General features: G+C 70.5%; 22 protein-coding genes. 10 read left to right on the top strand and 12 right to left on the bottom strand.

Annotated elements, in window-relative coordinates; translation table 11 throughout:
• Positions 1-20: 20 nt before the first annotated feature.
• The gene (locus LL946_RS02590; protein ID WP_404384488.1) at positions 21-1,487 is read right to left on the bottom strand and encodes a uracil-xanthine permease family protein; all 1,467 of its coding nucleotides are present in this window, start codon (positions 1,485-1,487) and stop codon (positions 21-23) included.
• 163 nt (positions 1,488-1,650) lie between these two features.
• Positions 1,651-2,799: an ROK family protein gene (locus LL946_RS02585; RefSeq protein ID WP_404384486.1), complete on the bottom strand. Its 1,149-nt coding sequence runs from the start codon at positions 2,797-2,799 to the stop codon at positions 1,651-1,653.
• A 117-nt stretch (positions 2,800-2,916) separates the two neighbouring features.
• Here LL946_RS02585 and LL946_RS02580 point away from each other — a divergent pair, with 117 nt between their 5' ends.
• Positions 2,917-4,203: a DUF1479 domain-containing protein gene (locus tag LL946_RS02580; protein ID WP_404384484.1), complete on the top strand. Its 1,287-nt coding sequence runs from the start codon at positions 2,917-2,919 to the stop codon at positions 4,201-4,203.
• A gap of 131 nt (positions 4,204-4,334) precedes the next feature.
• Here LL946_RS02580 and LL946_RS02575 read toward each other — a convergent pair whose 3' ends face one another.
• Positions 4,335-5,663: a PucR family transcriptional regulator gene (locus LL946_RS02575; RefSeq protein WP_404384482.1), complete on the bottom strand. Its 1,329-nt coding sequence runs from the start codon at positions 5,661-5,663 to the stop codon at positions 4,335-4,337.
• Positions 5,664-5,740: 77 nt separating this feature from the next.
• Between LL946_RS02575 and LL946_RS02570 the strand changes: the two genes are divergently transcribed.
• The 3 genes from LL946_RS02570 to LL946_RS02560 are packed head-to-tail and all read left to right on the top strand — an operon-like array spanning position 5,741 to position 9,392.
• Complete coding sequence (locus tag LL946_RS02570) at positions 5,741-6,436, top strand: DUF2877 domain-containing protein (protein ID WP_404384480.1); 696 nt, start codon at positions 5,741-5,743, stop codon at positions 6,434-6,436.
• Positions 6,433-7,956, top strand: coding sequence for an FdrA family protein (locus LL946_RS02565; RefSeq protein WP_404384479.1), 1,524 nt, complete (start codon positions 6,433-6,435; stop codon positions 7,954-7,956). The genes LL946_RS02570 and LL946_RS02565 overlap by 4 nt, the downstream gene beginning before the upstream one ends.
• On the top strand, positions 7,953-9,392 hold the full coding sequence (locus tag LL946_RS02560; protein ID WP_404384477.1) for a DUF1116 domain-containing protein: 1,440 nt from the start codon (positions 7,953-7,955) through the stop codon (positions 9,390-9,392). Before LL946_RS02565 ends, LL946_RS02560 begins: the two co-directional genes overlap by 4 nt.
• A gap of 76 nt (positions 9,393-9,468) precedes the next feature.
• Here LL946_RS02560 and LL946_RS02555 read toward each other — a convergent pair whose 3' ends face one another.
• On the bottom strand, positions 9,469-9,753 hold the full coding sequence (locus LL946_RS02555) for a hypothetical protein (protein WP_404384475.1): 285 nt from the start codon (positions 9,751-9,753) through the stop codon (positions 9,469-9,471).
• Positions 9,754-9,946: 193 nt separating this feature from the next.
• On the opposite strand from LL946_RS02555, the gene LL946_RS02550 reads away from it, so the two are divergent.
• The 3 genes from LL946_RS02550 to LL946_RS02540 all read left to right on the top strand — a co-directional run bounded on the left by LL946_RS02550 (position 9,947) and on the right by LL946_RS02540 (position 12,314).
• Entirely contained in the window at positions 9,947-10,444 is a 498-nt protein-coding gene (locus tag LL946_RS02550) for a hypothetical protein (protein WP_404384473.1), read from the top strand.
• A 5-nt stretch (positions 10,445-10,449) separates the two neighbouring features.
• A complete protein-coding gene (locus LL946_RS02545; protein ID WP_404384471.1) occupies positions 10,450-11,367 on the top strand; it encodes a hypothetical protein in 918 nt (305 codons plus the stop codon).
• 83 nt (positions 11,368-11,450) lie between these two features.
• Positions 11,451-12,314 (top strand): bifunctional methylenetetrahydrofolate dehydrogenase/methenyltetrahydrofolate cyclohydrolase, encoded by an 864-nt coding sequence (locus LL946_RS02540; RefSeq protein WP_404384469.1) that lies wholly within the window; start codon positions 11,451-11,453, stop codon positions 12,312-12,314.
• Between the two features lie 111 nt (positions 12,315-12,425).
• Here LL946_RS02540 and LL946_RS02535 read toward each other — a convergent pair whose 3' ends face one another.
• From LL946_RS02535 to LL946_RS02515, 5 genes are all read right to left on the bottom strand, one after another.
• Positions 12,426-13,892: a S8 family peptidase gene (locus LL946_RS02535; protein ID WP_404384467.1), complete on the bottom strand. Its 1,467-nt coding sequence runs from the start codon at positions 13,890-13,892 to the stop codon at positions 12,426-12,428.
• Between the two features lie 222 nt (positions 13,893-14,114).
• Positions 14,115-15,158 carry a glutathione synthetase gene (locus LL946_RS02530; RefSeq protein WP_404384465.1) on the bottom strand — a complete coding sequence of 348 codons (1,044 nt, stop codon included), beginning with the start codon at positions 15,156-15,158 and terminating at the stop codon, positions 14,115-14,117.
• A complete protein-coding gene (locus LL946_RS02525; protein WP_404384463.1) occupies positions 15,155-16,324 on the bottom strand; it encodes a flavohemoglobin expression-modulating QEGLA motif protein in 1,170 nt (389 codons plus the stop codon). The genes LL946_RS02530 and LL946_RS02525 overlap by 4 nt, the downstream gene beginning before the upstream one ends.
• On the bottom strand, positions 16,321-17,127 hold the full coding sequence (locus LL946_RS02520; RefSeq protein ID WP_404384461.1) for an N-formylglutamate amidohydrolase: 807 nt from the start codon (positions 17,125-17,127) through the stop codon (positions 16,321-16,323). Before LL946_RS02520 ends, LL946_RS02525 begins: the two co-directional genes overlap by 4 nt.
• Before the next feature lie 140 nt (positions 17,128-17,267).
• On the bottom strand, positions 17,268-18,257 hold the full coding sequence (locus tag LL946_RS02515) for a malate dehydrogenase (protein ID WP_404384459.1): 990 nt from the start codon (positions 18,255-18,257) through the stop codon (positions 17,268-17,270).
• A gap of 96 nt (positions 18,258-18,353) precedes the next feature.
• On the opposite strand from LL946_RS02515, the gene galE reads away from it, so the two are divergent.
• On the top strand, positions 18,354-19,367 hold the full coding sequence (gene galE, locus LL946_RS02510; RefSeq protein ID WP_404384457.1) for a UDP-glucose 4-epimerase GalE: 1,014 nt from the start codon (positions 18,354-18,356) through the stop codon (positions 19,365-19,367).
• Positions 19,364-19,828 (top strand): GNAT family N-acetyltransferase, encoded by a 465-nt coding sequence (locus LL946_RS02505; protein ID WP_404384455.1) that lies wholly within the window; start codon positions 19,364-19,366, stop codon positions 19,826-19,828. The genes galE and LL946_RS02505 overlap by 4 nt, the downstream gene beginning before the upstream one ends.
• Positions 19,829-19,835: 7 nt before the next feature.
• Here LL946_RS02505 and LL946_RS02500 read toward each other — a convergent pair whose 3' ends face one another.
• The 3 genes from LL946_RS02500 to aqpZ form a co-directional block, all read right to left on the bottom strand.
• Positions 19,836-21,560, bottom strand: coding sequence for a hypothetical protein (locus LL946_RS02500; RefSeq protein ID WP_404384453.1), 1,725 nt, complete (start codon positions 21,558-21,560; stop codon positions 19,836-19,838).
• A 65-nt stretch (positions 21,561-21,625) separates the two neighbouring features.
• The gene (locus tag LL946_RS02495) at positions 21,626-23,836 is read right to left on the bottom strand and encodes an NADP-dependent isocitrate dehydrogenase (protein WP_404384451.1); all 2,211 of its coding nucleotides are present in this window, start codon (positions 23,834-23,836) and stop codon (positions 21,626-21,628) included.
• A 131-nt stretch (positions 23,837-23,967) separates the two neighbouring features.
• Entirely contained in the window at positions 23,968-24,804 is an 837-nt protein-coding gene (gene aqpZ / locus LL946_RS02490; protein WP_404384449.1) for an aquaporin Z, read from the bottom strand.
• A gap of 86 nt (positions 24,805-24,890) precedes the next feature.
• On the opposite strand from aqpZ, the gene LL946_RS02485 reads away from it, so the two are divergent.
• Positions 24,891-26,057 carry a nucleotide sugar dehydrogenase gene (locus LL946_RS02485; protein ID WP_404384447.1) on the top strand — a complete coding sequence of 389 codons (1,167 nt, stop codon included), beginning with the start codon at positions 24,891-24,893 and terminating at the stop codon, positions 26,055-26,057.
• Positions 26,058-26,067: the final 10 nt, after the last annotated feature.

Raw genomic sequence — 26,067 nt, 5'->3', positions numbered from 1 at the left:
GGTCAGCTCCTCAGGCTCGGTCAGTGCTTGTTCTGGTAGAGGTCGTCGATGCCGTCCTCGTCACCGTAGACGCGGTCGCCCGTGGCGATCGCGGTGCCGCCGTCGGCTCCGACCCCGTCGGCGCGGTGGCGCAGGTCGGCGGGGGCGATCGTGCGGGCGAGGTGGAAGGCGCCGATCGCGACGATGGTGCCGAGGGCGATGCCGCTCAGGGTGAAGTCGTCGCTGAACTTCATCTTGACGTCGCCGACGCCGATGACGATGCCGGCCGCGACGGGGACGAGGTTGATCGGGTTCGCGAAGTCGACGCCGTTCTCCTTCCAGATCTTGGCGCCGAGCAGGCCGATCATCCCGTAGAGGACGACGGTGATGCCGCCGAGCACGCCACCGGGCACGGACGCGACGAGGGCGCCGAACTTGGGCGAGAGGCCGAAGAGGATCGCGACCGCGGCGGCCACGTAGTAGGCGGCGGTCGAGTAGACGCGGGTCGCGGCCATGACGCCGATGTTCTCGGCGTACGTCGTGGTGGGCGAACCGCCGACCGCAGAGGCGAGCATCGTTCCGACACCGTCGGCGCCGATTGCGCGGCCCATGTCCTTGTCGAGGTCGGCCCCGGTCATCTCGGCGACGGCCTTGACGTGACCGGTGTTCTCGGCGATGAGGGCGATGACGGCCGGGATGACGAGGAGGATCGCGGCGGTCGAGAAGCTCGGGGTGTGCCAGCCGGCGACCTCGGTGCCGTCGGCGTTGAAGATCGTCTTGCTGGGGAAGCCGAGCCAGGCCGCGTCACCGATGCCGGCGGTGTTCCAGCGCAGGTGCTCGGTGGCCTCGGTCGCGCCGCCGAGCACGGAGGTGATCGGGCCGGCCGTCTTGTCGAGGATCCACGAGAGCAGGGTGCCGAAGATCAGCGCGAGGAAGATCGCGATACGGCTGATGAAGCCCTTGAACGCGACGGCGCAGACGATCGTGAAGAGCATCGTCAGCAGCGCGACCCACTGGTCCTGGGGCCAGTAGATGTTGGCCACGACCGGTGCGAGGTTGAAGCCGATGAGCATGACGACGGCGCCGGTGACGACCGGGGGGAGCACCCTGTGCAGGATGCTCGAGCCGAGGAAGTGGATCGCGAGGCCGACGAGGGCGAGCACGAGGCCGGCCACGAAGATCGCGCCGGTGACCTCCGCCGAGTCGCCGCCCTGGGCGCGGATCGCCGCGACACCACCGACGAACGCGGCGGACGTGCCGAGGTAGCTCGGCACCCGACCCTGGACGATGAGCAGGAACGCGACGGTCGCGATGCCGCTCATCATGATCGCCAGCTGCGGGTTGAGACCCATGATCAGGGGGAAGACGAACGTGGCGCCGAACATCGCGACCACGTGCTGTGCGCCGAGGCCGACGGTGCGGCCCCAGTCGAGACGCTCGTCGGGAGCGACGACCTCGTCGGGCCCGAGGGTGCCCTCCTTGACCTTCCAACCAAGACCAAGAGCCATCTGTGCCTACTTTCGTCAGCGGACGCCGCGCAGGGAGTCACGTCGTCGTGGATACGAGGACGCTAGTTGTGCGGTCCTCCGGGACATTCGTCAATCTCTGACAGGGGAGCCCGCGGACCGTTGGCAACTCGGGGTGGCCCGTGTCACACGGCTGTCACAGGCGTCATCGTGGCACGGCGCCAGGCTCCGCGGACCATGTCGCGAGCAACTCGCCGAGGGCGTGGATCCGGGCGCCGGTCAGGGGGGCGTCGTCGGTGACCTCGGCGCGCGCCACGGTGGCGGAGACCCCTCCCGCGTCGGCGAGCGCCGTGGTCACCGCCTCGACGATCTCCGTATGCCGTCCCCACCGTCCGCTGAGCACGACGAGTGCCGGGTCGAGCAGGTAGGCGTGGGCCCGGGCGATCTCACCGACGGCGCTCGCGAGGCGGCGGGCCTGGCCGGTCCCGCGGTCGAGATCCTCGACGAGCGACTCGACGTCGACGGCCTTGCTGCCCTCGCGGAGGTAGCCCAGCGACGCGACGCACTCCATGAGGGTGCCGCTCCGCGGGGTCCGTGAGCCGCGGCTGGCCACCGAGGTGCGGGAGTAGGCGATCTCGCCGGCGAGGCCGCGTGCGCCGTGCAGGGGTCGCCCGCCGGTCCACATCGCCGCACCCATGCCCTCGTCGAGGTAGAGGTAGAGGACGTCGTCAACGGCGGCCGCGACGCCCTGGGTGTGCTCGGCGAGCAGGGCCCAGCTCACGTCGTTGTCGACGACCGGGGGGACAGGGAGGACGGGTGCGAGGAGGGTGACGGGGTCGAGCTCGCCGACGAGGAACGGGCTCTCGGGCAGCTCGACGACTCGCCCCGTGCGCCGGTCGACCGGGTCGGCGACGGACACGGTGGCCACGCGGATGGGGCCGGGGGAGTCGGTGGCGAGGGCACGGCATACGGCGGTGAGGGCCCGGCCGAGCGAGCCGGGGGTGACCGGCGTCGACAGGGCGCGGCTGCGGCTGGCCAGGACCCGGCCGTCCAGGGCCACGACCTCGCCGACGACTCCCTCGGGGCCGGCCTGGACGGCGAGGGCGCAGCCGGCAGCGTCGTTGACGGTGAGGTAGGTGCCGGCCCGTCCGCGACCGCCGGACGTGCGCTCACCCTCGATGACGACGCCGGCGTCGAGGAGGCGGCTGACGCTCTGCGAGACGGTCGGCTTGGACAGGCCGGTGGCCGTGGCCGCGCCGGAGCGGGTGAGTTGGCCCGCGCTCGCGACGGCGGCGAGGACGTGCCGGTCGCTCAGGGAACGGAGCAGGTCGAGGGACGGGAGGTCGACGGGCACGGGCCAGCCTTTCGTTAGGACTCCTTGCAAAGTAGCAGAGGAAGCCGCTACGCTCTGCCGAAGCGGGTTCAGTCAGGACTCCTAACCAAACTCTGTCGAGCGAAGGAGTGGTCGAGGATGACCGCGAACGTCGAGGCCCAGCCGTTGCCGCACTGGGAGACCAAGCCCGAGGACGTCACCGGGGCGACCGTGGAGATCAAGCGGGCCCTGCGGGCGCGCATCGCCGCGAGCGGCCGCACCGTCGAGGAGCTCTTCGCCGAGCTCGAGGCCCGCGTCGCCCGGCGCGTCGAGGCGATCAAGGCCGAGCGCGAGGCGGGCGTGCAGGTCTGGCCAGTCATCGACTTCGCCGACATCGAGGCTGGCACGGTTCCGGCCGAGCTCGTCGCCAAGGTCAAGGAGCGCGGGTGCGCCGTCGTCCGGGGGACCTTCCCCCACGAGCAGGCGCTCCAGTGGGACCGCGACATCGTCGACTACGTCGAGCGCAACGAGTTCTTCGAGAAGTACACCGGGCCCGCCGACGACTTCTTCGCGAGCGTCGAGAGCACCCCCGAGATCTACCCGATCTACTGGTCGCAGCCGCAGATGGAGGCGCGCCAGAGCCCGCGCATGGCGGCGGTGCAGGGCTTCCTCAACAGCCAGTGGACCTACGAGTCCGAGGGCAGGCAGTGGTTCGACCCCGACCGCGACTCGCTCTACCCCGACCGCATCCGTCGCCGCCCGCCGGGCACCGACTCGGCGGGCTTGGGAACGCACCTCGACACCGGCAGCATCGACCTCTACATGACCGAGGGCTACCAGCAGGTCTTTCGCCACCTCTTCTCAGGCAACGTCGAGAGCTATGACCCGTGGGACGCCGCGCACCGCACCGACGCCGTGAACTACCCGGCGTCGACGATGTGCTCGGCCTTCCGCACCTTCCAGGGCTGGACGGCGCTGTCCGACATGGGCCACGACCAGGGCGTGCTGCACACCGTCCCGATCCCCGAGGCGATGGCCTACCTCATGCTGCGCCCGCTGCTCGACGACGTCGCCGACGACGAGCTCTGCGGGATCGCGCACAACCAGACCTTCCCCATCTCGTGGAAGTGGCACCCGCTCCTCATGGAGGCGGTCTCCGGCATCCCGGACGTGCAGGCCGGCGACACGGTGTGGTGGCACTGCGACCTCATCCACTCCGTGGCCGAGGTCGAGGACCAGGTCGGCTGGGGCAACGTCATGTACATCCCGGCAGCCCCGTGGTGCCCCCGCAACGAGGCGTATGCCGGCTCCGTCCGCGAGGCGTTCCTCACCGGTTCCAGCCCGAGCGACTTCCCCGAAGAGCACTACGAGCGCGAGTGGGAGGGCCGCTTCCAGCCCGAGCAGCTCAACGAGATCGGCCGTCGCGGCCTCGGCATGACCGACTGACGAGGCGCTGCGCCGACGCCGCTGCGGCGCGCGTAGTCGAGATCGGGCACAACGTCGTGAATGCGCCGGTTTTCGAGCGTTCTGCCCGATCTCGACGCAGACCCAGCCGGGTGGGAGCGACTCGCCGGGAGTCAGACGCCGCGCATCTGCCGGATCCGCAGGGCCAGCGCCAGGGTGAGCCGCAGCTGCGGGTCCGTGGTGAACGGACCGAGCATCTGCTCGAGCTTCGCGATCCGGTAGCGCAGCGTGTTGTAGTGGAAGAAGAGGATCCGCGCGGTCTCGGCGACGTTGAGGTTGGTGTCGAGCAGCACCTGGAGCGTCTGGCGCAGGTCCGCGTAGGAGGTCTGGTCGTCGGTCGCAAGGTCGCCGAGTGCCTCGTCGACGAAGGCTCGCAGGTCGGCGGAGTCGGGGATGAGCGACAGCAGGCGGTAGATCCCCAGCGCGTCGAAGTGCATGACGGCCGACTCGCCCTGCATCTGCCGCCCGACCGCCACAGCACGCAGAGCCTCGGCGTAGGCCCGGGGAATGTCGGCCACCGACTCCACCGGTCGCGACACTCCCGTCGAGAACGAGCGGCGCCCGCCACCGCCGTCGCCGCGCACGACCTTGATGACCTCACCGACCGAACGCATCATCACGTCCTGCTCGCCCTCGCCGCCGCACGGTGCGGGGAGCAGGGCGACGACTTCTTGGGAGAACCCGGCCACGGGGGCCTTGGGCTCGCGGGTCCGGACCGCCTGCACCCAGGCACGCACGAACCGGTCCTGCAGCGAGCGGACCTCCTCGCTCGCCCGCGACGTGTGCGAGTCGTCCTCGTCGGTCTCGGCCACGACGACGACCATGCGCCGGTCGAGGTCCCAGCCGAGCGAGGCGGCGTGGGCCACGGCCTCGGCGGGCGCGCCAACCCGGCCGACGAGGGTGTCGCGCAGGAACTCCGCGCGGTACTTGCCCTCGACCGCCGAGACGGCCTGCTGCTTGGTGATGGCGAGCGCGGCCACGGTCGCGGCGCGCTCGAGTCCGTGGACGTCGGTCGTCGTGAGGACCCGTCCGGGGGTGAACACGGCCAGCAGGCCGTGGTCGGACGTGCCGGCCACGATCCGGACCAGGGTCCGCTCGGACTTCGCGTCGCCGGGCTCGCGCACACCCACGGGCTCGTCCTCGACGATGAGCCGGCCGGTGCGGTCGAAGCAGTCGAGCTCGAGCACCTGGGCGACATCGTCCTCGGAGCCCGCCGTCGTCGTGACCCGACCATCGGTGGTGGTGACCAGGGCGACCCCGGTGAAGAGCTCGACGAGCGCCTCGCACAGGTCGACCAGGGTCCCGCCCCGCAGCACCGTGTCGACGAGGATGCGGTTGACCTCGTCCTCGCGCCGCAGCAGCTCGGCCTGGTGGTCGACGACGCGTCGCAGGGACTCCACCGTCGTGGCGTCCTCGACCGTGCCCGGGCCATCCGATGGCAACTGCTGAGCCTGAACAGCAGGATCGTTGGCAACTTTTACCATCCGACCAGAGTAGCCCCGCTGGCTAGCGTCGGAGCGTGCATCCCCGAATCCCCGCTGCGGCCTCACCGCTCACGCTGGGCCTCGTCACGGGTGCCCGCCGTGAGGCCGTCGTCCTCGCGGCCTTTCCCACGGCGCTCTACCTCGGACTGCCCGAGCACTCGGCGGTCCTTCCGGTCGTCACCAGCGACGCCCTGATCCTGCCCACGGCCATCCGCCTCCCGACCCCGGGCCCGCGGGACTGGGGGGTCGTGGCGGGGGACGTCGTGACCGTCGGCGGCTACGTCGTCGCGCTGCCGAACCACGGCATACGCGTCGTCAGGTCCTGGCGACCGCGGCCCGTCACGACCGGTTCCGCGCGACCGGACCACGTCAACTGGGCACCGTTGCTCGACGAGGTCGGCCGGGGCGAGGGGCTCACCCCGCGCGCGGACGACGTCCTGTGCGGCGCGCTGCTCGCAGCCCGCGCCCTCGGGATCGCGCTCCCGGACGCGCTTCCGCTCGCGCGCACCACCAGCCTCTCGGCCTCCCTCCTCGTCGCGGCCAGGGACGGGTATGCCGTCTCGTGCGTCGTGGACCACGTCGCCGCCGCGGTCTCCGGGGCGCCAGACCTCACCGGCACCCGGGAGCGAGTCCTCGCGATCGGGCACACCTCCGGCGAAGCCCTGCTCGAGGGTCTCGACCTCGTTCTGAACGTCACCAACAGCCCTCTGCCGGAAGGAATCCCGTCGTGAGCATCACCCACGTCGACCTGCGCCGAGGCGCCTACCACGACTCCGTGACCCTGCTCCAGATCTCACGCACCGTCGCCGACGTCCATGGTGTCGAGGCCGCCCAGGTCGCGATGGCCACGGAGCTCAACGTCGAGGTGCTGAGCGGCATGGGCTTCGACGTGCCCGAGGGCGCCGGAGCCAACGACCTCGTCGTCGCGGTGCGCGCGGCCGACGAGGAGGGCGTCGCGGCAGGTATCGCGGCTGCCGAGGCCGCGCTCTCCGCGAAGTCAGCGACGCCGAGCGGCGGCTTCGGCGACGCGCCGCCGCCCCGCACCACCGCCGCCGCCATCCGCGCAGGGGCCGCCGAGATCGCGCTCATCTCGGTGCCGGGCCGCTACGCCGCGACCGAGGCGCTCGACGCCATCGGTGCCGGAGCCTCGGTGATGCTGTTCTCGGACAACGTGTCCGTCGAGGACGAGGTCATGCTCAAGGACGCCGCCGCATCAGCCGACGTCCTCGTCATGGGCCCGGACTGCGGCACCGCCGTCGTCGGGGGAGTGGCGCTCGGCTTCGCCAACGTCGTGACCGCCGGGCCGATCGGCTTGGTTGCCGCGTCGGGCACCGGCGCGCAGCAGATCATGTGCCTCCTCGACGCCGCCGGGGTGGGAATCTCGCACTGCCTCGGCGTCGGCGGTCGCGACCTCAAGACGGCTGTCGGCGGTCGCTCCACGCGCCAGGCGCTCGCGGCCCTCGCCGCCGACGAGGCCACCACCTCGATCGTCGTCGTCTCGAAGCCCCCGGACGAGGAGGTCCTCTCCGACCTCGAGTCGTATGCCGCGGGGCTGGGTCTCCCGGTCCGCTGGGCCACGCTCGGTGCAGGCCGTCCCGACCTCACCACCGCGCTGGAGTCGGTGCTCGAGGCCGAGGGACGTGCGGTGCCGGAGTGGCCGGCGTGGGTGGCCGACGGCGACCCGGAGCCGGGCTCGGTCGGCGGGAGCCTGCGTGGTCTCTTCTGCGGCGGCACACTGGCCGACGACGCGATGCTCCTCGCGGCCGAGGTGGTCGGAGACATCCGCTCCAACATCCCCCTGCGCGACGACCTCGCGCTCGGGTCCGACCTGCGCCACGACGGGCACCTCGTCATCGACTTCGGCGACGACGGCCTGACCCAGGGCCGGGCGCACCCGATGATCGACCCCAGCCTGCGCATGGAGCGCATCGCCGCCGAGGCCGCGGACCCGTCGTGCGGCGTGCTGCTGCTCGACCTCGTCCTCGGCTACGGCGCTCACCAGGACCCCGCGGGTGAGCTGGCCGACGCGATCCGCTCAGCCAAGGCCACCGCCGGAGCCGAGCAACAATCGACCAAGAGGTCAGGAACTGCCCGGGCGCTGCCCGTCGTCGTCTCCGTGACCGGCACCGAGTCAGACCCGCAGGGCCTCACCCGTACCGCCGAGACTCTCGTCGCCGCCGGCGCCTCGGTCTTCCTGTCCAACCGCGATGCCACCCGGCACGCCCTGTCCTTCCTCGGGAGCACGCGATGACCTCGACCCCCACCTCGGCCGGCACTGCTGCGCCCCTGCGAGGCCTGCTCTCCGTCGAGTCGCCCAGCGTCGCCACGGCAGGTGTCGGCCTCTTCGCCGATGCCCTGCGTGGGCAGGCCGTCACTGTCGTCGAGGCCGACTGGCAGCCGCCGATGCCGGGGACCGAGGCCGACCTCGCCCGGGTCATGGCGGACGCACGGCGCGCGGAAGCCAACGCGACGGCATACGCGCGTCTGGTCGCCTCGACGGCGGAGCTCTGCGACGTCAAGCAGGCCAAGGATGCCCTCGGTCTCGAGCGCGGCACGTTCCTGCACGCGGGACCGCCGATCGACTGGGAGCGCGCGTCGGGGCCGCTGCGCGGTGCGTTCATCGGCGCCGTGCTCTTCGAGGGGCTCGCGGACACGGCGCAGGAGGCCGAGAAGGCTCTCGCTGCAGGGAAGTTCACGTTCGAGCCCTGCCACCACCGTGACGCTGTCGGCCCGATGGCCGGTGTCGTCTCGCCGTCGATGTGGATGTACGGCCTGCGCGACGAGGTCCACGACGCCTGGTCCTGGTGCTCGCTCAACGAGGGTCTCGGCAAGGTCCTGCGCTACGGCGCGTACGGGCCGGAGGTGGTCGACCGGCTGCACTGGATGACCAACGTGCTCGGCCCCATCCTGCAGCAGTCGGTGCGTGCCACCGGGCCGTTCGACATCAAGTCGATCCTCGCCCAGATGCTCCAGATGGGCGACGAGGGCCACAACCGCAACCGCGCCGGCTCGCTCATGCTGCTGCGCGAGCTGCTTCCGGGGATGATCACGGCCGACGCCTCGTCGAACGACATCGCCGAGGCCGTGCGCTTCTCGGGTGCCAACGAGCACTTCTTCCTCAACCTCGGTATGCCGGCCTGCAAGCTCGCGACGATGGCGGCTCACGGCATCCCGGGTTCGTCGCTCGTGACGACCATGGCACGCAACGGGACCGACTTCGGGATCCGGGTGTCGGGCACCGGCGACCAGTGGTTCACCGGTCCGGCGAACACTCCTCAGGGCCTCTTCCTCGGCGACTACGGGCCGGACGACGCCAACCCGGACATCGGCGACTCGGCGATCACCGAGACCGCCGGCATCGGAGGGTTCGCGATGGCAGCGGCGCCGGCGATCGTCAAGTTCGTCGGTGGCGACGTGCCGTTCGCGCTGCGTGCGACTCAGACGATGTACGAGATCACGCTCGGTGAGCACCCGATGTTCCAGGTGCCGATCCTCGACTTCCGGGGAACGCCGACCGGCGTCGACGTCGTGTCGGTCGTGCGGACAGGGATCCTGCCGCAGATCAACACCGGCATGGCCGGTCGTGTTGCCGGCACGGGACAGGTGGGCGCCGGGTTGGTGAACCCGCCGGCCGAGTGCTTCCCCGCTGCTCTCGCCGCGCTCGCCGGCGTCGTCCCGACAGCCTGAACCGCGGTACCTGGGACGTGAGTCCGGGAATGGGTGCATCCTGAGAGAACGCGCAGCAGCATCGGGGCGCTACTCCTCAGGAGTTGGAGGCCGCCGTGGCCGAGATGATGACGAGAGTGGAGGCCTGCCGGAGAACGAGGCAGGGGTGGTGCGCGCGCGGCGCCCTGCGAACCACGGCCCTCATCGCATCCTTCGTGCTCGTCATCTCCAGCTGCGGTGACCCGACCGACGTCGATGCGCCCGTCACCGCCACCGGCCGAGGGACCAGCGGGCAGTCGCCGACCGCCTCAGGGTCGGCCACGCCCAGCACCAGCTCGCCGGTGCCCTCGCCGACACGTCCAAGCCCGACGACCAGTGCCACCAGGAGCCCCACGACCGGTCCAACCAAGCGTCCTCGGCGATCGCCTTCGACCACACCGACGCCCGGGCCGCGGACGGTGGCCTGGCTGCCGTTCGGGCCTGCCTCGCCGGACACCCCGGTTGCACCACTGCGCGTCTACGCGGTCCTCCAGTCCGATTGCGTCCGCGGTGTCGAGGAACCACTCAACCAGGGGATGACGGGTTCCGAGGCCGCATTCTGGCAGGCGGCGGCGTACGCGTGTGTCGCCCTGCGACAGTCGGACTCGGCCTCGTGGCGATCGGCATCGGAGTCGTGGTTCGGTGGAGGGCGCAGCTTCAAGGCAACGGGCTGTCACGCCGTCCGGGTCCGCGAGACCATGAAGAAGCTGATGGGGAGCGCGCCGAACCCGGGCGCGGTGCCGGCGATCACGTTGGGGGCGCCGGCACAGGGTTTCGCGTGCCGGCCCCGCTCGCTCGAGCTCACCCCGAGGGAGGGGCCAGCCGGTACCCCGGTCACGCTGAGCTGGACCGGTGCCCCATGGATGCACTACAGCGGCGAGGTGCTGTTCGGCACGACCTCAGCCAACCTGATCAAGGACACCGAGGGGTCGGCGACCGTCTCTGCACCCGAGGAGCTCACGGGGCCGAACTCCGTCGTCCTGACGTTGGACAACGGGGAGACCCTCGACTTCGGCACCTACACCCATCGGTGACCGACATGCCGAAACCCCGCGGCACCCCGACCCCCCAGCCCGACGCAGGTTCCGACAGCCTTCCGATCGGTGGTGCACTTCGTGCTCTCGGAGTTGTCGGTCCGCCGCTCACCATCGCCACGGCACTGCTCTTCTACTTCGGGTGGGCGCTGTCCGCGGAGCAGGCGCGGGCCATGGGCGTCGACGAGAGCATCTTCGCGATGTCGACCCGCGACTACGTGCTGCGCAGCCTCTCGGCGCTCTTCGTCCCGCTCATCGTCGGCGCTGGTGTGTTGTTGGTATGGGTCGTGGTCCACGGCTTGCTGCTCGACCTGATTCAGGATCCCCAGCGCCGGGGTGCAGTGCGCCGATTCGGTCAGGTGTTGGCGTGGTCGGCGTGGTGGGTCGTCTCGGGTTTCGGCCTGATCATGATGTGGCTCATTCCGCGATGGGGGGAGCTTGCGCTCCCGCTGTCGCTCGCCACCGGGTTCCTGCTGACGGAGTACGGTCTGCGGCTGCGGGACCTCGCCGACGGCGCCTCGGGAGTGGCCACGCTTCGGCGTCCGGGGTGGGTGGGAAGCCTTCGGGGTGTCCTCGTCGGTGTGCTCGTGACCGCAGCCCTCTTCTGGGAGGTGGCCAACTTCGCCGAAGTCGTGGGCCGAGGCAAGGCCGAACGAGTCGTGGCATCGGCCAACGACTACCCGCTGGTGGTGGTCTACTCGCAGCGGGACCTGCGGATCGAGGCGCCGGGGGTCTCAGCCCAGACGCTGCCCGGCGTGGAGTCGGACTACCGGTTCCGGTATTCGGGCCTCCACCTGCTCCAACGCACGGGAGAGAAGTTCTTCCTCGTCCCCGGGGACTGGGCACCCACCGCCTCCCCCCTGATCGTGCTGCGTGACGAGGAGTCGATCCGCTTCGAGTTCACGGGTTCTACGGGGGGCTGAGCGGCCGGCACACGAGGCTGGCGCAGGGCCAGCCTGCGCGGGCCGATCTGGCAGCGGAATGCGCGTCTGAAAGGATTGCTGTCGTGACGGCTCAGACTCTCGACGGCAAGGCGATCCTCGCGACGATCAAGGAGGAGCTGCGCGGACGCGTGGCCGTCCTCGCCGAGCGCGGCATCACCCCCGGGCTCGGCACCGTCCTCGTGGGCGACGACCCGGGGAGCACCTGGTACGTCGGTGCCAAGCACAAGGACTGCGCCGACATCGGCCTGTCGAGCATCCGCCGCGACCTTCCTGCGTCCTCCTCCCTCGACGACGTACTGGCTGTCGTCCGCGAGCTCAACGCCGACCCCGCCTGCACCGGCTTCCTCGTCCAGCAGCCCACCGGGCTCGACGAGAACCGCATCCTCGCCGAGGTCGACCCCGCCAAGGACGTCGACGGCCTGCACCCGACCAACCTCGGATGGCTCGTTCTCGGGCAGGAGGCGCCGCTGCCGTGTACGCCGGTCGGCGTCGTGGAGCTGCTGCGGCGCTACGACGTCCCGATCGCCGGCGCCCGCGTCGTGGTCGTCGGCCGCGGCATCACCGTCGGCCGCCCGCTCTCGCTCATCCTCACCCGGCGCTCCGAGAACGCCACGGTCGTCCAGTGCCACACCGGCACGGTCGACCTCGCCGCCGAGGTGCGCCGTGCTGACATCGTCGTCGCAGCGGCCGGTGTGCCCGGCCTCATCACGGCGTCGATGGTCAAGCCCGGCGCAGCCGTGCTCGACGTCGGCGTGAGCCGCGTCGTCGAGGACGGGAAGTCCGTCATCGCCGGTGACGTCGCCGCGGATGTCGCCGAGGTCGCAGGGTGGGTCAGCCCCAACCCCGGCGGAGTCGGTCCGATGACGCGCGCCATGCTCCTCACCAACGTGGTCGAGATCGCCGAGAAGCAGGCCGGTCTCCGCTAGGTCGCAGGAAACGCGCACGAGGCCCGTGTCCCTCAGGGAGGGGACACGGGCCTCGCGGTCCAGCGGGTGGATCAGGGTGGTTCAGCCGTGGTCAGCTGCTCCGGACGGGCGTCACGGGGTGACGGCGTCCAGGGCGTCGACGAGACCGGAGCCGTAGTAGCCGAAGCCGTTGGCGCCGCCCTCGCACGTGGCGTCGTTGACGCCGTCACGGTTGGCGTCGTAGAACTCCGGGCAGGCCTGGGTGTCGGCCTCGCGCTCGAGGGTCGTCATCGCCTGCTTGGCGCTCATGCCCGTGTCGGTGCCGCGGATGAGTGCGACGACACCGGCGGCGTGCGGGGAGGCCATCGAGGTGCCCTGCTTGTAGCCGTAGCCGCCACCGACGATGGTCGAGAGGACACGACCGTTCTTCGACGGGGTGTCGGCGCTCACGCGTGCGTCACCACCGGGAGCGGCGACGTCGATGACGTTGCGTCCCCAGTTGGAGTAGTACGACTTGACTGCCGTCGGGCCGACCGAGGAGACGGTCACGGTGTTGCCGACCTCGGTGGGCATGTCGTAGCAGCGCTGGTCGGTGTCGCGCGGCGTCGGCTCGGGCGTGTTGTTGGGGCTGCCCGTGTCGGTGATCGGCTTGGAGAGGTCCCAGGCCGAGTTGCCGGCGGCGGCGACGTTGACGACGTCCTTCTTCTCGCTGTACTTCAGCGCGCGCTCGACGGCGAGGATCGCGGCCTTCTCGTCGAGGTTGGCCTTGCACCAGAGCGCGTAGGGGTCGATGTAGTAGGAGTTGTTGGTGACCTCCATGCCCTTGTCGGCCGCCCAGATGAAGCCACAGATGGCGTACTCCGGGTAGATGTAGCCGAGGTCCTCGACGACCTTGACCGAGGCGAGCTTGACGTTGGGAGCCACACCGATGACGCCCTGCTTGTTGCGGGCCGCGCCGATGGTCCCGGCGACGTGGGTGCCGTGGTCGGACGTGGTGGGCTGCCACGCCTTGGGGTCCGTGTTGGGGACACCGCGGTCGGTGCAGTCGACCGACTGGGAGGCGTCCACGTTGGCGGCGAGGTCGGGGTGGTCGGCCTCGATGCCGGAGTCGAGCACGCCGACGGTGATGTCGCGGTTGCCGTCGGTGACGAGGTGGGCCTTGTCAGCGCCGATCTGGCGCATGTGCCACTGGTTGGCGAACAGCGGCTCCTCGTTGTCGTTGCCACCGGACGTGCCGGCGCCGAGGCCCTGGACGGTGCCGTCGGGAACGATCGCCGAGGCGGGCTCGTAGGCCTGCATGGCGCGGGACGGGCCCGCGGCGACGATGCCGGGCATCTGTCGCGCCTGGTCGTCGAAGGTGTCGTCGGTCGCGCTGGCGATGACGACGCCGATCTGCGGCCACTCCTGAACGACGGTGCCGCCCGCGGCCTCGACGGCGGCGACGGCCTTGTCGGTGCCGGTGCCGCCCTGGGCGACGACGAACGAGGTCTCGTCGATCGGGGCTGCCCCGGCGGGAGCGGACGTCATGGCGGTTGCGGCAACGGCGCACGTCGCGGTGGCGGCGATTGCTGCGGCCTTGCGCATGAAGGTCGAGTTCACGTATTCCTCCTGGTCGTGGGCCACACGATCGCGGCCCCACGGTGCACCCTGCCGACTCCGCGCCGTGAGATCAATGGTTCTCCAGAAAGTTTTGTGCAATCCATACCTTCAGGCCCAGAAGCCCGTATGCCGTCCGCCCACCTCGACGCGGAGGTGGGCGGACGGCATACGGGAAGGAGGGTCAGCCGAGCAGCCCGAGAGCCAGGGCCGGTCGGGGCGACCTCAGAGGGTGGCGAGACGGAGGTTGGTGAGCTCGTTCGGGTAGTGGCGCTTGATCGCGACCTTGCGCTCGAGGTCCTCGATGATCGCCGGTGCGTAGTCGTGGCCGTAGAGCTGCTGGCAGGAGCCGAGCCCGCCGGGGCTGAAGACGTTGACCTCCATGAGCTTGTCGCCCACGATGTCGAGCCCCACGAGGAACATGCCGTCGGCGACGAGCTTGGGGCGCACCGCCTCCACGAGCTCGAGCATCTCGTCGGTGACGGCGACCTTGGTCGCCTTGCCGCCCGCCGACATGTTGCTGCGGAGGTCGTCGCCACTGCTCTTGCGGCGGAAGGCGGCGATCCGACCGTCGATCTCGAGCGGCCGTCCGTTCATGACGAACATCCGCACGTCGCCCTCCGAGGCCGCCGGGAGGTACTCCTGTGCGACGACATAGCCGTCGCGGGCGATCGCCTCGATGATCTGGCTGAGGTTGGGCGACTCCTCGCTGTTGACGAGGAAGACCCCGCTGCCACCCGATCCCTGGAGGGGCTTGAGCACCGCGCGACCGCCGAGGTCGGAGATGAAAGCGGCGATCCGGTCCTCGTCGCGGGAGATCAGCGTCTGGGGGCGGACCGCCTCCGGGAAGTGCTGGAAGTAGGCCTTCGACAGCGCCTGGGCGAGGTTCGTGGGGTCGTTGACGACGAGCACCCCCGAACCGGCGAACAGCTCACCGAACGCCACGGCGGCGGTGTTGGCCCAGGGACGGTCCTCCGCGTCCTCCGCCGGGTCGTTGCGCAGCATGACGACATCGAACTCGCCGAGCGGAAGGCGCTCCTCCACGTCGGGCTTCTGCACGTCGTCGAGGAAGCGCTCGAGCGACCGGTAGCTCTTGCCGTTGCCACCACGAGCCCGCGCCGTCAGCGACCCGTCCGGCTCGTAGGCGAAGTCACCGATGCCCATGAAAAAGGCCTCGTGACCCATCTGGGTCGCGGCCATGGCGAGCCTCGTCGTGGTGTAGACGGGCGACTCGCTGAGGACGTCGTTGACGACGAATCCGATCTTCATGCTGCTCCTTGGATGAGGTGCGCGACGTCGTCGGCCTGGTCGGCCGCGGCGGTGAGCCGGTGTCGCGCGTGGGGGTCCTCGAGATAACGAGGGGTGAGCCGGGGAGGGTTGAGCACGCCTCGCTCGTCGAGGTCGCGGATGAGCGGCAGGTCCTCGAGCGAGAACTTGCCGAGCCACAGCAGGTCGAGGTCACCGCCGCCACGGAGGTGGCCGAGCAGCTCGACGAGACCGCGCAGGTAGATGGCGTCCTTGCTCAGACCGCCGGAGCGGTAGGCGCGCATCGTCGTCGTGAAAGCGCTGTTCTCGGGGAAGCCGTCGTCGACGAGGGCCCGCCACGACTCCACGAAGTCGGCGCCGCCGTGCATGCGGTGCACGGTGATGACGCGGGCGGCCAGCTGGCGCAACCGGAAGGGCGTGAGCTCGCCGCACCCGATCTCGGCGAGGACGGCCAGGCCCTCCTGGGTCTCGTCGTAGCCGGCCAGGCCCGAGCCGAGGACCCGCACCGGCTGGGCGGCCCCGTTGACCTGGGTGACCAGGTGGGTGCCGACCTCGTGCTGGATGAGCGCGTTGGCGCGCGCGGCCTGGACGACGGCGTCGGTGTCGATGAGCAGCGTGTTGCCGCTGACCATGACGCCGTTGACGTCGTCACGCACCTCGGCGTGGATGTCGATCTCGGGGTCGATCTTGCGGTAGTGCTCGATCTCGGCCTGCGCGAGCTCGAGGAACTCGGGCGCGGCGAGGCTGTCGCCGGCGCTCTCGGTGCGGTGCACCCGCGCGAGGATGTTCTCGGCCTGGGCCTGCAGCTCGGGGGAGGCCGCGCCATAGAGCTGGATGCTCAGGGCGCTGAAGTCGTCGGTGTCGCGCGCCTTGAGCATCTCGATCTGGAGGGCCAGCTCGCGGTGCTTGGCGCGCAGGAGGTGCCCGAGGGTCGCGTCCTCGACGGTGGACACGTCGATGTTGTCGAGGGCCTTGGCGAGGACCTCCGGTGAGACCTCGAGGCGCCGGTAGGTGAACTCGGGCTCGCCCACCCTGCCTTGCGCGAACTGCTGCCGGAACTCGTCGGCGTTGGTCGGCGTGACGTCGAGCAGGAACTGCATGCTCGCGGCGGTCTGGGCCAGGGCGTGGTCGATCGCGAGGTCGGCGACCGACAGCGCGACGTCGCTCATCGCGGCCGGCCGTACTCGGCGAGGGTGCGCAGCACCGGATCGACGGTCTGGCCAAGGGCCCGGGCGAGGGTCGCGATCCGGTCGCGGTCCGGCTCGCCGGTCCACTCGTCCATGTAGGTCTTCTTGAACTCGAGGGCGAGGGCGACCCCGTGGTCCGGGTAGCGCTCGTGCACCCAGGCGGCGACGTTGGCGCCCTTGAACCGGACGTTCTCACGGACGTCGATCTCGCCGCCGGCCGTGCCGGTGCCCGCGAGCGTGGTGACGAAGGTGTCGACGACGTCGCCCCAGCGGTCGCGGTCGAGCGAGCCCGTCCCCATGTTGACCTCGGGGTTCTCCTCGCCCGGCGCCTCGGAGGCGTCGGCACCGTCGCGGCGGTGGTTGTAGGAGTGCACGTCGTAGAGGACGAACGGCCCTCGCGCGGCGACCCGGTCGAGGCGCTCGCCGAGCTCGGCGTAGAAGGCGTCGTGGATGGCGAGCGACCGTTCGGACACGTCGTCCGGCAGCCGGGACCCGCGCCAGACCTCAAGACCCCAGCAGTCCTCGGGACTGCGGTAGACAGCGGCGTCGCGGGCCCGGTTGAGGTCGACCTCGAAGCGCGAGCGGTGCACGACGACCCGGGCCGGGCAGTCGGCACCGATGAGGTCGGTGAAGGGGTCCTCCTCGCGCCGGCGGGTGGCCTCGTCGAGCACCATGAGGCCGGCGGTCTCGTCGCGCAGGTCGTGCCCCGTGTGGACGGCTGTGGCGACGAGCTGGCCGCTCCAGTCCCCGTCGAAGGAGAAGGCATCTGTGCTGGTGGGAGGCATGTTCCCTGTCTACCCGACGCGGGTCGCCGGATGGGCGAGAGGGGTGCAGCGGGCGCGGAACGCGAGCACGCGGCATACCTTGGCAGTGAAGGTATGCCGCGTGCTCGGCTGGCGCTCTCGCGCTCAGGTGGTGCGTCGGCTCAGATGAGGCCCAGACCCTTGACCGCGTCGCGCTCCTCGGCGAGCTCGGCGACCGAGGCGTCGATCTTGCCGCGGGAGAACTCGTCGATCTCGAGACCCTGGACGATGCTCCACTGGCCGTCCTTGACCGTGACGGGGAAGGAGCTGATGAGCCCCTCCTCGACACCGTAGGAGCCGTCGGAGCGGACCGCCATCGAGACCCAGTCGCCCTCGGCGGTGCCCTCGACCCAGGTGCGCGCGTGGTCGATGGTCGCGCTCGCGGCGGAGGCCGCCGAGGAGGCGCCACGGGCCTCGATGATCGCGGCGCCGCGCTTGGCGACGGTCGGGATGAAGGTGTCGGCGAGCCACTGCTGGTCACCCACGGCCTCGGCCGCGTTGCGGCCGCCGACCTCGGCGTGGAAGAGGTCGGGGTACTGGGTGGCGGAGTGGTTGCCCCAGATCGTCATCTTCCTGATCTCGGTGACCGGCACGCCGAGCTTGGCGGCGAGCTGGCTGATCGCGCGGTTGTGGTCGAGGCGGGTCAGCGCCGAGAACTGCGAGGTGGGGATGTCGGGGGCGTTGCTCATCGCGATGAGGGCGTTGGTGTTGGCCGGGTTGCCGGTGACGGTGATGTGCACGTCGTCGGCGGCGACCTTGTTGAGGGCCTTGCCCTGTGGGGCGAAGATGCCGCCGTTGGCCTCGAGGAGGTCACCGCGCTCCATGCCCGGGCCCCGCGGACGGGCGCCGACGAGCAGGGCGTGGTTGACGCCGTCGAAGACCTTCTCGGCGTCGTCGCCGATCTCGACCTTGGCGAGCGTCGGGAACGCGCAGTCGTCGAGCTCCATGACGACACCCTCGAGGCTCTTGAGGGCCGGGGTGATCTCGAGCAGTCGCAGCTCGACGGGGGTGTCGGGGCCGAGCAGGGCGCCGGACGCGATGCGGAACAGCAGGCTGTAGCCGATCTGACCGGCAGCGCCGGTGACGGCCACCTTGACGGGGGTCGGGCTCACGATGGGTACCTCTTCACACGGGGACGAGAGTGGTCGTTCGTGACGCTATCAGCGCCCGCACGGTGCCGTCACAGTGCTCAGCCCTAGGGTGGGAGCATGCACGTTCTCGTCTCCGGAGGCGCCGGCTACATCGGCTCGCACACCGTCGTCCAGCTCGTCGCGGCCGGTCACGCGGTCACCGTCGTCGACTCCTTCGCGAACGCCAAGCCGTCGGTCATCGCCCGGCTCAACATCCTCACCGGCGAGCCGATCGACGTGCGGTCCTTCGACCTCACCGACCGCGACAAGACCGAGCACCTCTTCGCCCACGAGCACTTCGACGCCGTCATCCACTTCGCGGGTTTCAAGGCGGTGGGTGAGAGCGTCGAGAAGCCCCTCGAGTACTACGAGAACAACCTCGAGTCGACGTTCTCGCTCGTGCGCGCGATGCGGCGTCACGGGGTGCGCAGGCTCGTCTTCTCGAGCTCGGCCACGGTCTACGGCGCTGACGCCGAGGTGCCCATGAAGGAGGACGCCCCGACGTCGGCGACCAACCCCTACGGCTGGACCAAGGTCATGGTTGAGCAGGTGCTGCGCGACGTCGGCGCCGCCGACCCGACGTGGAGGATCGCCCTCCTGCGCTACTTCAACCCGGTGGGCGCACACTCCAGCGGCCTCGTCGGCGAGGACCCGAGCGACATCCCCAACAACCTCATGCCTTTCCTGGCGCAGGTCGCCGTGGGCCGCCGCGAGAAGCTGTCGATCTACGGCGGCGACTACCCCACGCCCGACGGCACCGGTGTCCGCGACTACATCCACGTCGAGGACCTCGCCGCGGGCCACATCGCGGCTCTCGAGAAGCTCGCCAGCGCCGACGAGCCGGTGAGCACCTGGAACCTCGGCACCGGGCGCGGTACCTCCGTGCTCGAGATGCTGCACGCCTTCGAGCGGGCGGTCGGGCACGACCTGCCCCACGAGATCGTCGACCGGCGTCCGGGCGACATCGCGCAGTCCTACGCCGACCCCACCAAGGCCGAGACCGAGCTCGGGTGGAAGGCGACCCGCACCATCGACGACATGTGCGTCGACACGTGGCGGTGGCAGAGCACCAACCCCGACGGGTACCCGTGACCGGCGCCGCCTCGGTGCAGGTCCGCCGAGCGACGCGTGAGGACGTCCCGGCCATCGTGGCCCTCCTCGCCGACGACCCCTTGGGAGCCGCGCGCGAGGACCTCGACGACCGCACGGCATACCTCGAGGCCTTTGACGTCATCGACGCCGACCCGGCGCAGCACCTCGTCGTGCTCGAGGACGGCGGGGTGGTCGTGGGCACGCTCCAGCTGACCCTGATCGCCGGGCTGTCGCGCCGGGGAGCCACCCGGGCGCAGGTCGAGTCCGTGCGCGTCGCCTCGACCCACCGTGGTCAGCGGCTCGGGGAGCGGCTCGTGGAGTGGGCGATCGACGAGTCCCGGCGGCGGGGCGCCGTGCTCGTGCAGCTCACGACCGACGCGAGCCGGGCCGACGCCCATCGCTTCTACGAGCGGCTCGGGTTCGTCGCCAGCCACGTGGGCATGAAGCTGCCGCTCTCCTGACCTGTCCTCAGGACCCCGGGCATCCGGTCGGTGCCACGGTGACGGGCTGGAGGACCGTCACCGTCGAGGTCGCCGTCCCCGTCGGGTCGGCAGCGCTCGGCGCCGACGTGATCCTCGGGAACGTCGCGACGGCCCGGTAGTCGTCCTCGAGGTCCACACCCCAGGTCGACAGCACCTCGTCCGGGATCGCTCGCGGCTGATCGGGTGCCCAGAGGACCAGTGCCTCGTCGAGGTCGCACCGCACGGGCTCGATGCTCACCTTCGCTGCGTCGAGGCTCTCCGGATAACCACCGATGACCCATGCCGAGGCCAGCGGGCGGGCGCCCCAGGCCCACACGATGCCGGGGGAGGCGCCGGTCAGGTCGAGGACCGTCGTTGCCCGCGTCACCCCGAGACTCTCGCCGACGGCGAGCATCTCGGCAGTGGCCCGAGCCTGCTCGGGCGGGAGCCTCACGGCCGCGCCCTCCCGGGAGGCCTGGGCGGGGACGGTCTGGGTCAGGGGTCCGCCGCGGTAGGGGTCCAGCGGGGTGACCACGGCCGCGACGAGCGCGGTGTATGCCGCGAGCCCTCCCGCCGCTGCCGCGAGCACACTCGTGGCGCCGACGAGCAGGACGATGGCGAGGAACCAGAACACCACGGTCTGGCCGGCCCAGTGCCAGAGGTTGTTGTTGGTCCCGAACGCGTAGGCGACGGGAAGGGCGGCCAGCAGGAGGGCGAGGCGGACGCGCACCGGATCCACTCGCTGAGTGGCGCGCCGCCCCCACACGGTCAGGGCGACGGCCGCGACGCCGAGCAGCCCGAAGCCGGTGAGTGCTGCCGTGGGCAGCAGGAGGTCGATGCTCGAGGTCATGCCGACGTCCTGCCAACGCACCAGGCTCACCGATGCCACGGCGACGCAGGCCGCGCCCAAGAGTGCTCCGACGAGGGGATGACGCCTTCCCAGCCATCCCGCCGCTGCTCCGCCGAGCCCCGCGAGCGCCAGGCCGACCCACACCTGCATGGACCGGCGGAACGGGTCGTGTCGCACGAGGTCGGCGTGACCGACGGTGGCGTCCACACCTCGCTGCACGATGCCGACGAGCCCTTCGAGGTGGCCAGGGGCGACGGCGACCAGTGCCACGAAGCAGATGAGGAGTGCGACGGCCGCCGCGGCGACCGCTCGCACCCCTGTCCGACGCCAAGGGGTGATGAGGACGACGGCGACACCGAGGACCAGCGCCGTGGTCGGCTTCGAGGTGGCCGCGGCGGCACCGGCCAGGCCCACGAGGGCTCCGCCGACCGCGGGGCGCCGTCGGCTCCACGCCAGTGCGCAGCCGAGGGCCGCTGCGGCCATCGCAAGCCAGGCGAGGGTGTTGTAGGACGGTGTGGCCGGCAGGGACGACAAGGGGAGGAAGGCCAGGGCCGTGCTCACCAGGCACAGGCAGGCCACGGTGAGCCGGCTCGGGCGCTCTCGGGATGGGGCCAGGGTCACGACGGCCAGGCTCAGGGCCACCGCCAGGGCCGCGACGAGGGCGAACCCCACGAACCGCAGCCCAATGACGGAACCGCCGGTCACGGCATACAGGGGGTGCCACGCCCATCCGAAGAGGAGGGCGGTGGACGAGGTGTCGCCCGGGTGCGCGATCTCGGTGAGGTAGTAGCCCTCGTCGGTGAGGTCCAGCCCGCGCGGGAGCGTCCACACGAGGACACCCAGTGCTGCGGTGGCTGCGGCGCCCGGGGCGGCCCACGGCACCGCCGCCCTCGTCGAGTGACGGAGGACGGCGGTGCGCGGTGGCCGTGCCACCCGGGTCCTGCCTGTCAGAGCAGGGCAGCCAGTGCGTCGTTGAACGTGGCGGAGGGGCGCATCACGGCGCTGACCTTGGCCTCGTCCGGGCGGTAGTAGCCGCCGATGTCCACCGGGGAGCCCTGGACGGCGAGCAGCTCGTCGTTGATCTTCTGCTCGTCCGACGTGAGCCTCTCGGCGACGCCGGCGAACGCTGCCGCGAGGTCGGCGTCCTCGGTCTGCTTCGCGAGCTCCTGCGCCCAGTAGAGCGCGAGGTAGAAGTGGCTGCCGCGGTTGTCGATCTGGCCGACCTTGCGAGCCGGGCCCTTGTTCTCCTGGAGCAGGGTCTCCGTGGCGCGGTCGAGGGTCTCGGCGAGGACGCGTGCCTTGGCGTTGTCGGTCGAGTCCGCAAGGTGGCGGAACGACTCGGCGAGCGCCATGAACTCACCGAGGCTGTCCCAGCGCAGGTAGTTCTCCTGCACGAGCTGCTGCACGTGCTTGGGCGCGGAGCCGCCGGCGCCGGTCTCGAAGAGGCCGCCGCCGTTCATGAGCGGCACGACGGAGAGCATCTTGGCCGACGTCCCGAGCTCGAGGATGGGGAAGAGGTCGGTGTTGTAGTCACGCAGGACGTTGCCGGTCACCGAGATGGTGTCCTCGCCGCGACGGATCCGATCGATGGAGAACTTCGTGGCCTCGACGGGCGACAGGATCTGGAGGTCGAGGCCGTCGGTGTCCTCGTCCGCGAGGTACGCCTTGACCTTCGCGATGAGGTTGGCGTCGTGCGCGCGGTTCTCGTCGAGCCAGAAGATCGCCGGGGTCTGCGAGGCGCGGGCGCGGGTCACGGCGAGCTTGACCCAGTCGCGGATCGGGGCGTCCTTGGTCTGGCAGGCGCGCCAGATGTCCCCGGCGGCGACCTCGTGCTCGAGGAGGACGTCACCGGCAGAGTTCACGACCTGCACCCGGCCGGCCTCGGCGATCTCGAACGTCTTGTCGTGCGAGCCGTACTCCTCGGCCTTCTGCGCCATGAGCCCGACGTTGGGGACCGATCCCATGGTCGTCGGGTCGAAGGCGCCGTGGGCGCGGCAGTCGTCGATGACGACCTGGTAGATCCCGGCGTAGGAGCTGTCCGGGACGACGGCCAGGGTGTCGGCCTCCTCGCCGTCGGGGCCCCACATGTGACCGGACGTGCGGATCATCGCGGGCATCGAGGCGTCGATGATGACGTCGCTCGGGACGTGCAGGTTGGTGATGCCCTTGTCGGAGTTGACCATCGCGAGCTGGGGACCGGCGGCGAGCCCGGCCTCGATGTCGGCCTTGATCTCGTCACCGTCGGGCAGCGCGGACAGCCCGTCGAGGATCGCGCCGAGCCCGTTGTTGGGGGACAGCCCGGCGGCGTCGAGGGCGGCACCGTGCTTCTCGAAGACCTCGGGCAGGAACGCGCGCACGACGTGGCCGAAGATGATCGGGTCCGAGACCTTCATCATCGTCGCCTTGAGGTGGACGCTGAAGAGGACGCCGTCGGCCTTGGCCTGGGCGATCTGCTCGCGGAGGAACGCGTCGAGGGCGGCGGCGCGCATGACGGTCGCGTCGACGACCTCGCCCTCGAGGACCCTGAGGCCGTCCTTGAGGACGGTCGTGCCAAACCCGGTGACGAGCTGGATGGTGAGGGTGTCGGTACGGTCGAGGACGACCGACTTCTCGTTGCTCGCGAAGTCGTCGTGACCCATCGTCGCGACGTTGGTCCTGCTGTCGCTGCTCCAGGCGCCCATCGAGTGCGGGTGCGCCTTGGCGTAGTTCTTGACCGCGGCGGGGGCGCGGCGGTCGGAGTTGCCCTCGCGCAGCACCGGGTTGACGGCGCTGCCCTTGACCTTGTCGTAGCGGGCGTTGGCGTCGCGCTCGGCGTCCGTGGAGGGCTCGTCGCTGTATGCCGGGAGGTCGAAGCCCTGGGCCTGCAGCTCCTTGATCGCGGCCTTGAGCTGCGGGACGGAGGCGCTGATGTTGGGCAGCTTGATGATGTTGGCCTCGGGCGTCGTCGCCAGCTCACCGAGCTCGGCGAGCGCGTCCGCGGTCTTCTGGTCGTCGGGGAGCTGGTCCGCGAAGGCGGCCAGGATGCGCGCTGCGACCGAGATGTCGCGCGTCTCGACGTCGACGCCAGCGGTGGAGGCGAAGGCCTCGATCACCGGGAGGAAGGAGTAGGTCGCGAGGAGGGGGGCCTCGTCGGTGAGGGTGTAGATGATCTTCGCCATGCGGCGAATCTACCGAACGACGGATTCAAGCCTGTATGCCGTCCGCTCACCAGCGACTTATTGCCCGTTCGCGCGGCACCGCGGACCGGAACCGGACCGCTGACTGCGCGCGAACGGGCAATAAGTCGATCTCAGACCGTGGTGCGGGGGGCGTCCGGGTCGACGCCGTCGGCCACGACGACGTCCTCGGCCCGGACCTGGCCGGTGATGTCGCGGTCGCGGCGGTCGACACCGGTGATGAGGTGGAAGGTCGCTCCGGCGATGGCGGCGCCGATGATCGGCGCGACCCAGAACAGCCAGAGCTGCGCGGGGGCGCCGTTGCCGTTGAAGAAGGCGACCGCCGTCGACCGGGCCGGGTTGACCGAGGTGTTGGAGATCGGGATGGAGATGAGGTGGATGAGCGTGAGGCAGAAGCCGATCGCGAGCGGGGCGAAGCCGGTCGGGGCGCTCTCACGGGTCACACCGAGGATGACGTAGACGAAGAACATCGTCAGCAGGACCTCGGCGCAGAGGACGGCGAACATCGAGTAGCCGCCGGGGGAGTGCTCGGCGAAACCGTTGGCCGCCATGTTGCCGGTGGCGTCGAAGAGGTCGCGGCCTCGGGCGATGGCCCACAGGGCACCACCGGCGGCGAGACCGCCGAGCACCTGCGCGACGACGTAGCCGGGCACGTCCTTCCACGCGAAGCGCTTGGCGATGGTCACGCCGATCGTCACGGCCGGGTTGAAGTGCGCGCCGGAGACGTGCCCCACGGCATACGCCATCGTCACGACCGAGAGGCCGAAGGCGAGGGCGACGCCGACGAAACCGATCCCGAGGTGCACCGGGGCGCCGGAGCCGAGCGTGGGCGTCGACAGGAAGCCGGCGGCGAAGATCGCCGAGCCGCAGCCACCGAAGACCAGCCAGAACGTGCCGACGAACTCCGCAAGCAGGCGCTTGGACATCTCAGGGATCAGCATGGCGCCCATTGTTGCCCAAAGGGGGGTCGGGAAGGGCGATGCGGCGGGGCCACCGGGCCGTGTCGGTGACGTCGTGGCCCGGTAGGTTGGCGGCCGTGAAGATCTCCGTGGTGGGCCTGGGCTACGTCGGCCTCTCCAACGCTGTCGTGCTCTCCCAGCACCACGACGTGGTGGCCGTCGACCTCAACGCTGCTCGAGTCGAGGAGGTCAACCGGCGCGAGTCGCCGCTCGTCGACCCCGAGCTCGAGGAGTACCTCGCGCACCGCGAGCTGTCGCTGACGGCCACGACCTCGGCCGAGGAGGCGCTGCCCGGGTCCGACTACGTCATCGTCGCCACCCCGACCGACTACGACCCGGACCGCGACTTCTTCGACACGTCGTCCGTGGAGTCCGTCATCGCGTCGGTGGTCGAGCTGGCGCCGGAGGCGACCGTCGTCGTCAAGTCCACGGTGCCGGTGGGGTTCACCGAACGGATGCGGACGGCATACACCGGTCTGGACGTCGTCTTCTCGCCCGAGTTCCTGCGCGAGGGGCGCGCGCTCCACGACAACCTGCACCCGAGCAGGGTCGTCATCGGTGGCTCGAGCGAGGCGGCACACCGGTTCGGCGAGCTCCTCGTCGAGGGCGCGCTCGACGAGGACGTGCCCGTCCTGCACACCGAGCCGACCGAGGCCGAGGCCATCAAGCTCTTCGCCAACACGTTCCTCGCGATGCGGGTCGCCTACTTCAACGAGCTCGACACGTATGCCGTGTCCCACGGTCTCGACACCCGCGCGATCATCGACGGGGTCGGGCTCGACCCGCGGATCGGCTCGCACTACAACAACCCGTCCTTCGGCTACGGCGGCTACTGCCTGCCCAAGGACACGCGCCAGCTGCTCGCGAACTACGACCAGGTGCCGCAGAACCTCATCCGCGCGATCGTCGACTCGAACACCACCCGCAAGGACTTCATCGCGACCGACATCCTGCGCCGCAAGCCGCGCGTCGTCGGGATGTACCGCCTCATCATGAAGGCCGGGTCCGACAACTTCAGGGTGTCGAGCATCCAGGGGATCATGAAGCGGATCAAGGCCAAGGGGATCGAGGTCGTGCTCTACGAGCCGGCGCTCGAGGAGGAGCGGTTCTACAACTCGGAGGTCGTGCGGGACCTCGAGGAGTTCAAGGCGCGTGCCGACGTCATCGTGGCCAACCGGGTGAGCGACGCGCTCGACGACGTGGCGGACAAGGTCTACACCCGCGACCTCTTCGGACGGGACTGACCGGTTCCGC

It is taken from the genome of Knoellia locipacati (genome assembly GCF_044791685.1).
Taxonomy (GTDB): Bacteria; Actinomycetota; Actinomycetes; order Actinomycetales; family Dermatophilaceae; genus Knoellia; species Knoellia locipacati_A.
The sequence above is the reverse complement of the archived record's forward strand: the minus strand, read 5'-3'. Positions and strand labels throughout refer to the sequence as shown.

Coding starts and splice junctions, on each gene's coding strand:
- LL946_RS02590 (WP_404384488.1), bottom strand. CDS start 1,487: ATGGCTCTTGGTCTTGGTTGGAAGGTCAAGGAGGGCACCCTCGGGCCC.
- LL946_RS02580 (WP_404384484.1), top strand. CDS start 2,917: ATGACCGCGAACGTCGAGGCCCAGCCGTTGCCGCACTGGGAGACCAAG.
- LL946_RS02560 (WP_404384477.1), top strand. CDS start 7,953: ATGACCTCGACCCCCACCTCGGCCGGCACTGCTGCGCCCCTGCGAGGC.
- LL946_RS02550 (WP_404384473.1), top strand. CDS start 9,947: ATGACGGGTTCCGAGGCCGCATTCTGGCAGGCGGCGGCGTACGCGTGT.
- LL946_RS02545 (WP_404384471.1), top strand. CDS start 10,450: ATGCCGAAACCCCGCGGCACCCCGACCCCCCAGCCCGACGCAGGTTCC.
- LL946_RS02530 (WP_404384465.1), bottom strand. CDS start 15,158: ATGAAGATCGGATTCGTCGTCAACGACGTCCTCAGCGAGTCGCCCGTC.
- LL946_RS02525 (WP_404384463.1), bottom strand. CDS start 16,324: ATGAGCGACGTCGCGCTGTCGGTCGCCGACCTCGCGATCGACCACGCC.
- LL946_RS02520 (WP_404384461.1), bottom strand. CDS start 17,127: ATGCCTCCCACCAGCACAGATGCCTTCTCCTTCGACGGGGACTGGAGC.
- galE (WP_404384457.1), top strand. CDS start 18,354: ATGCACGTTCTCGTCTCCGGAGGCGCCGGCTACATCGGCTCGCACACC.
- LL946_RS02495 (WP_404384451.1), bottom strand. CDS start 23,836: ATGGCGAAGATCATCTACACCCTCACCGACGAGGCCCCCCTCCTCGCG.
- aqpZ (WP_404384449.1), bottom strand. CDS start 24,804: ATGGGCGCCATGCTGATCCCTGAGATGTCCAAGCGCCTGCTTGCGGAG.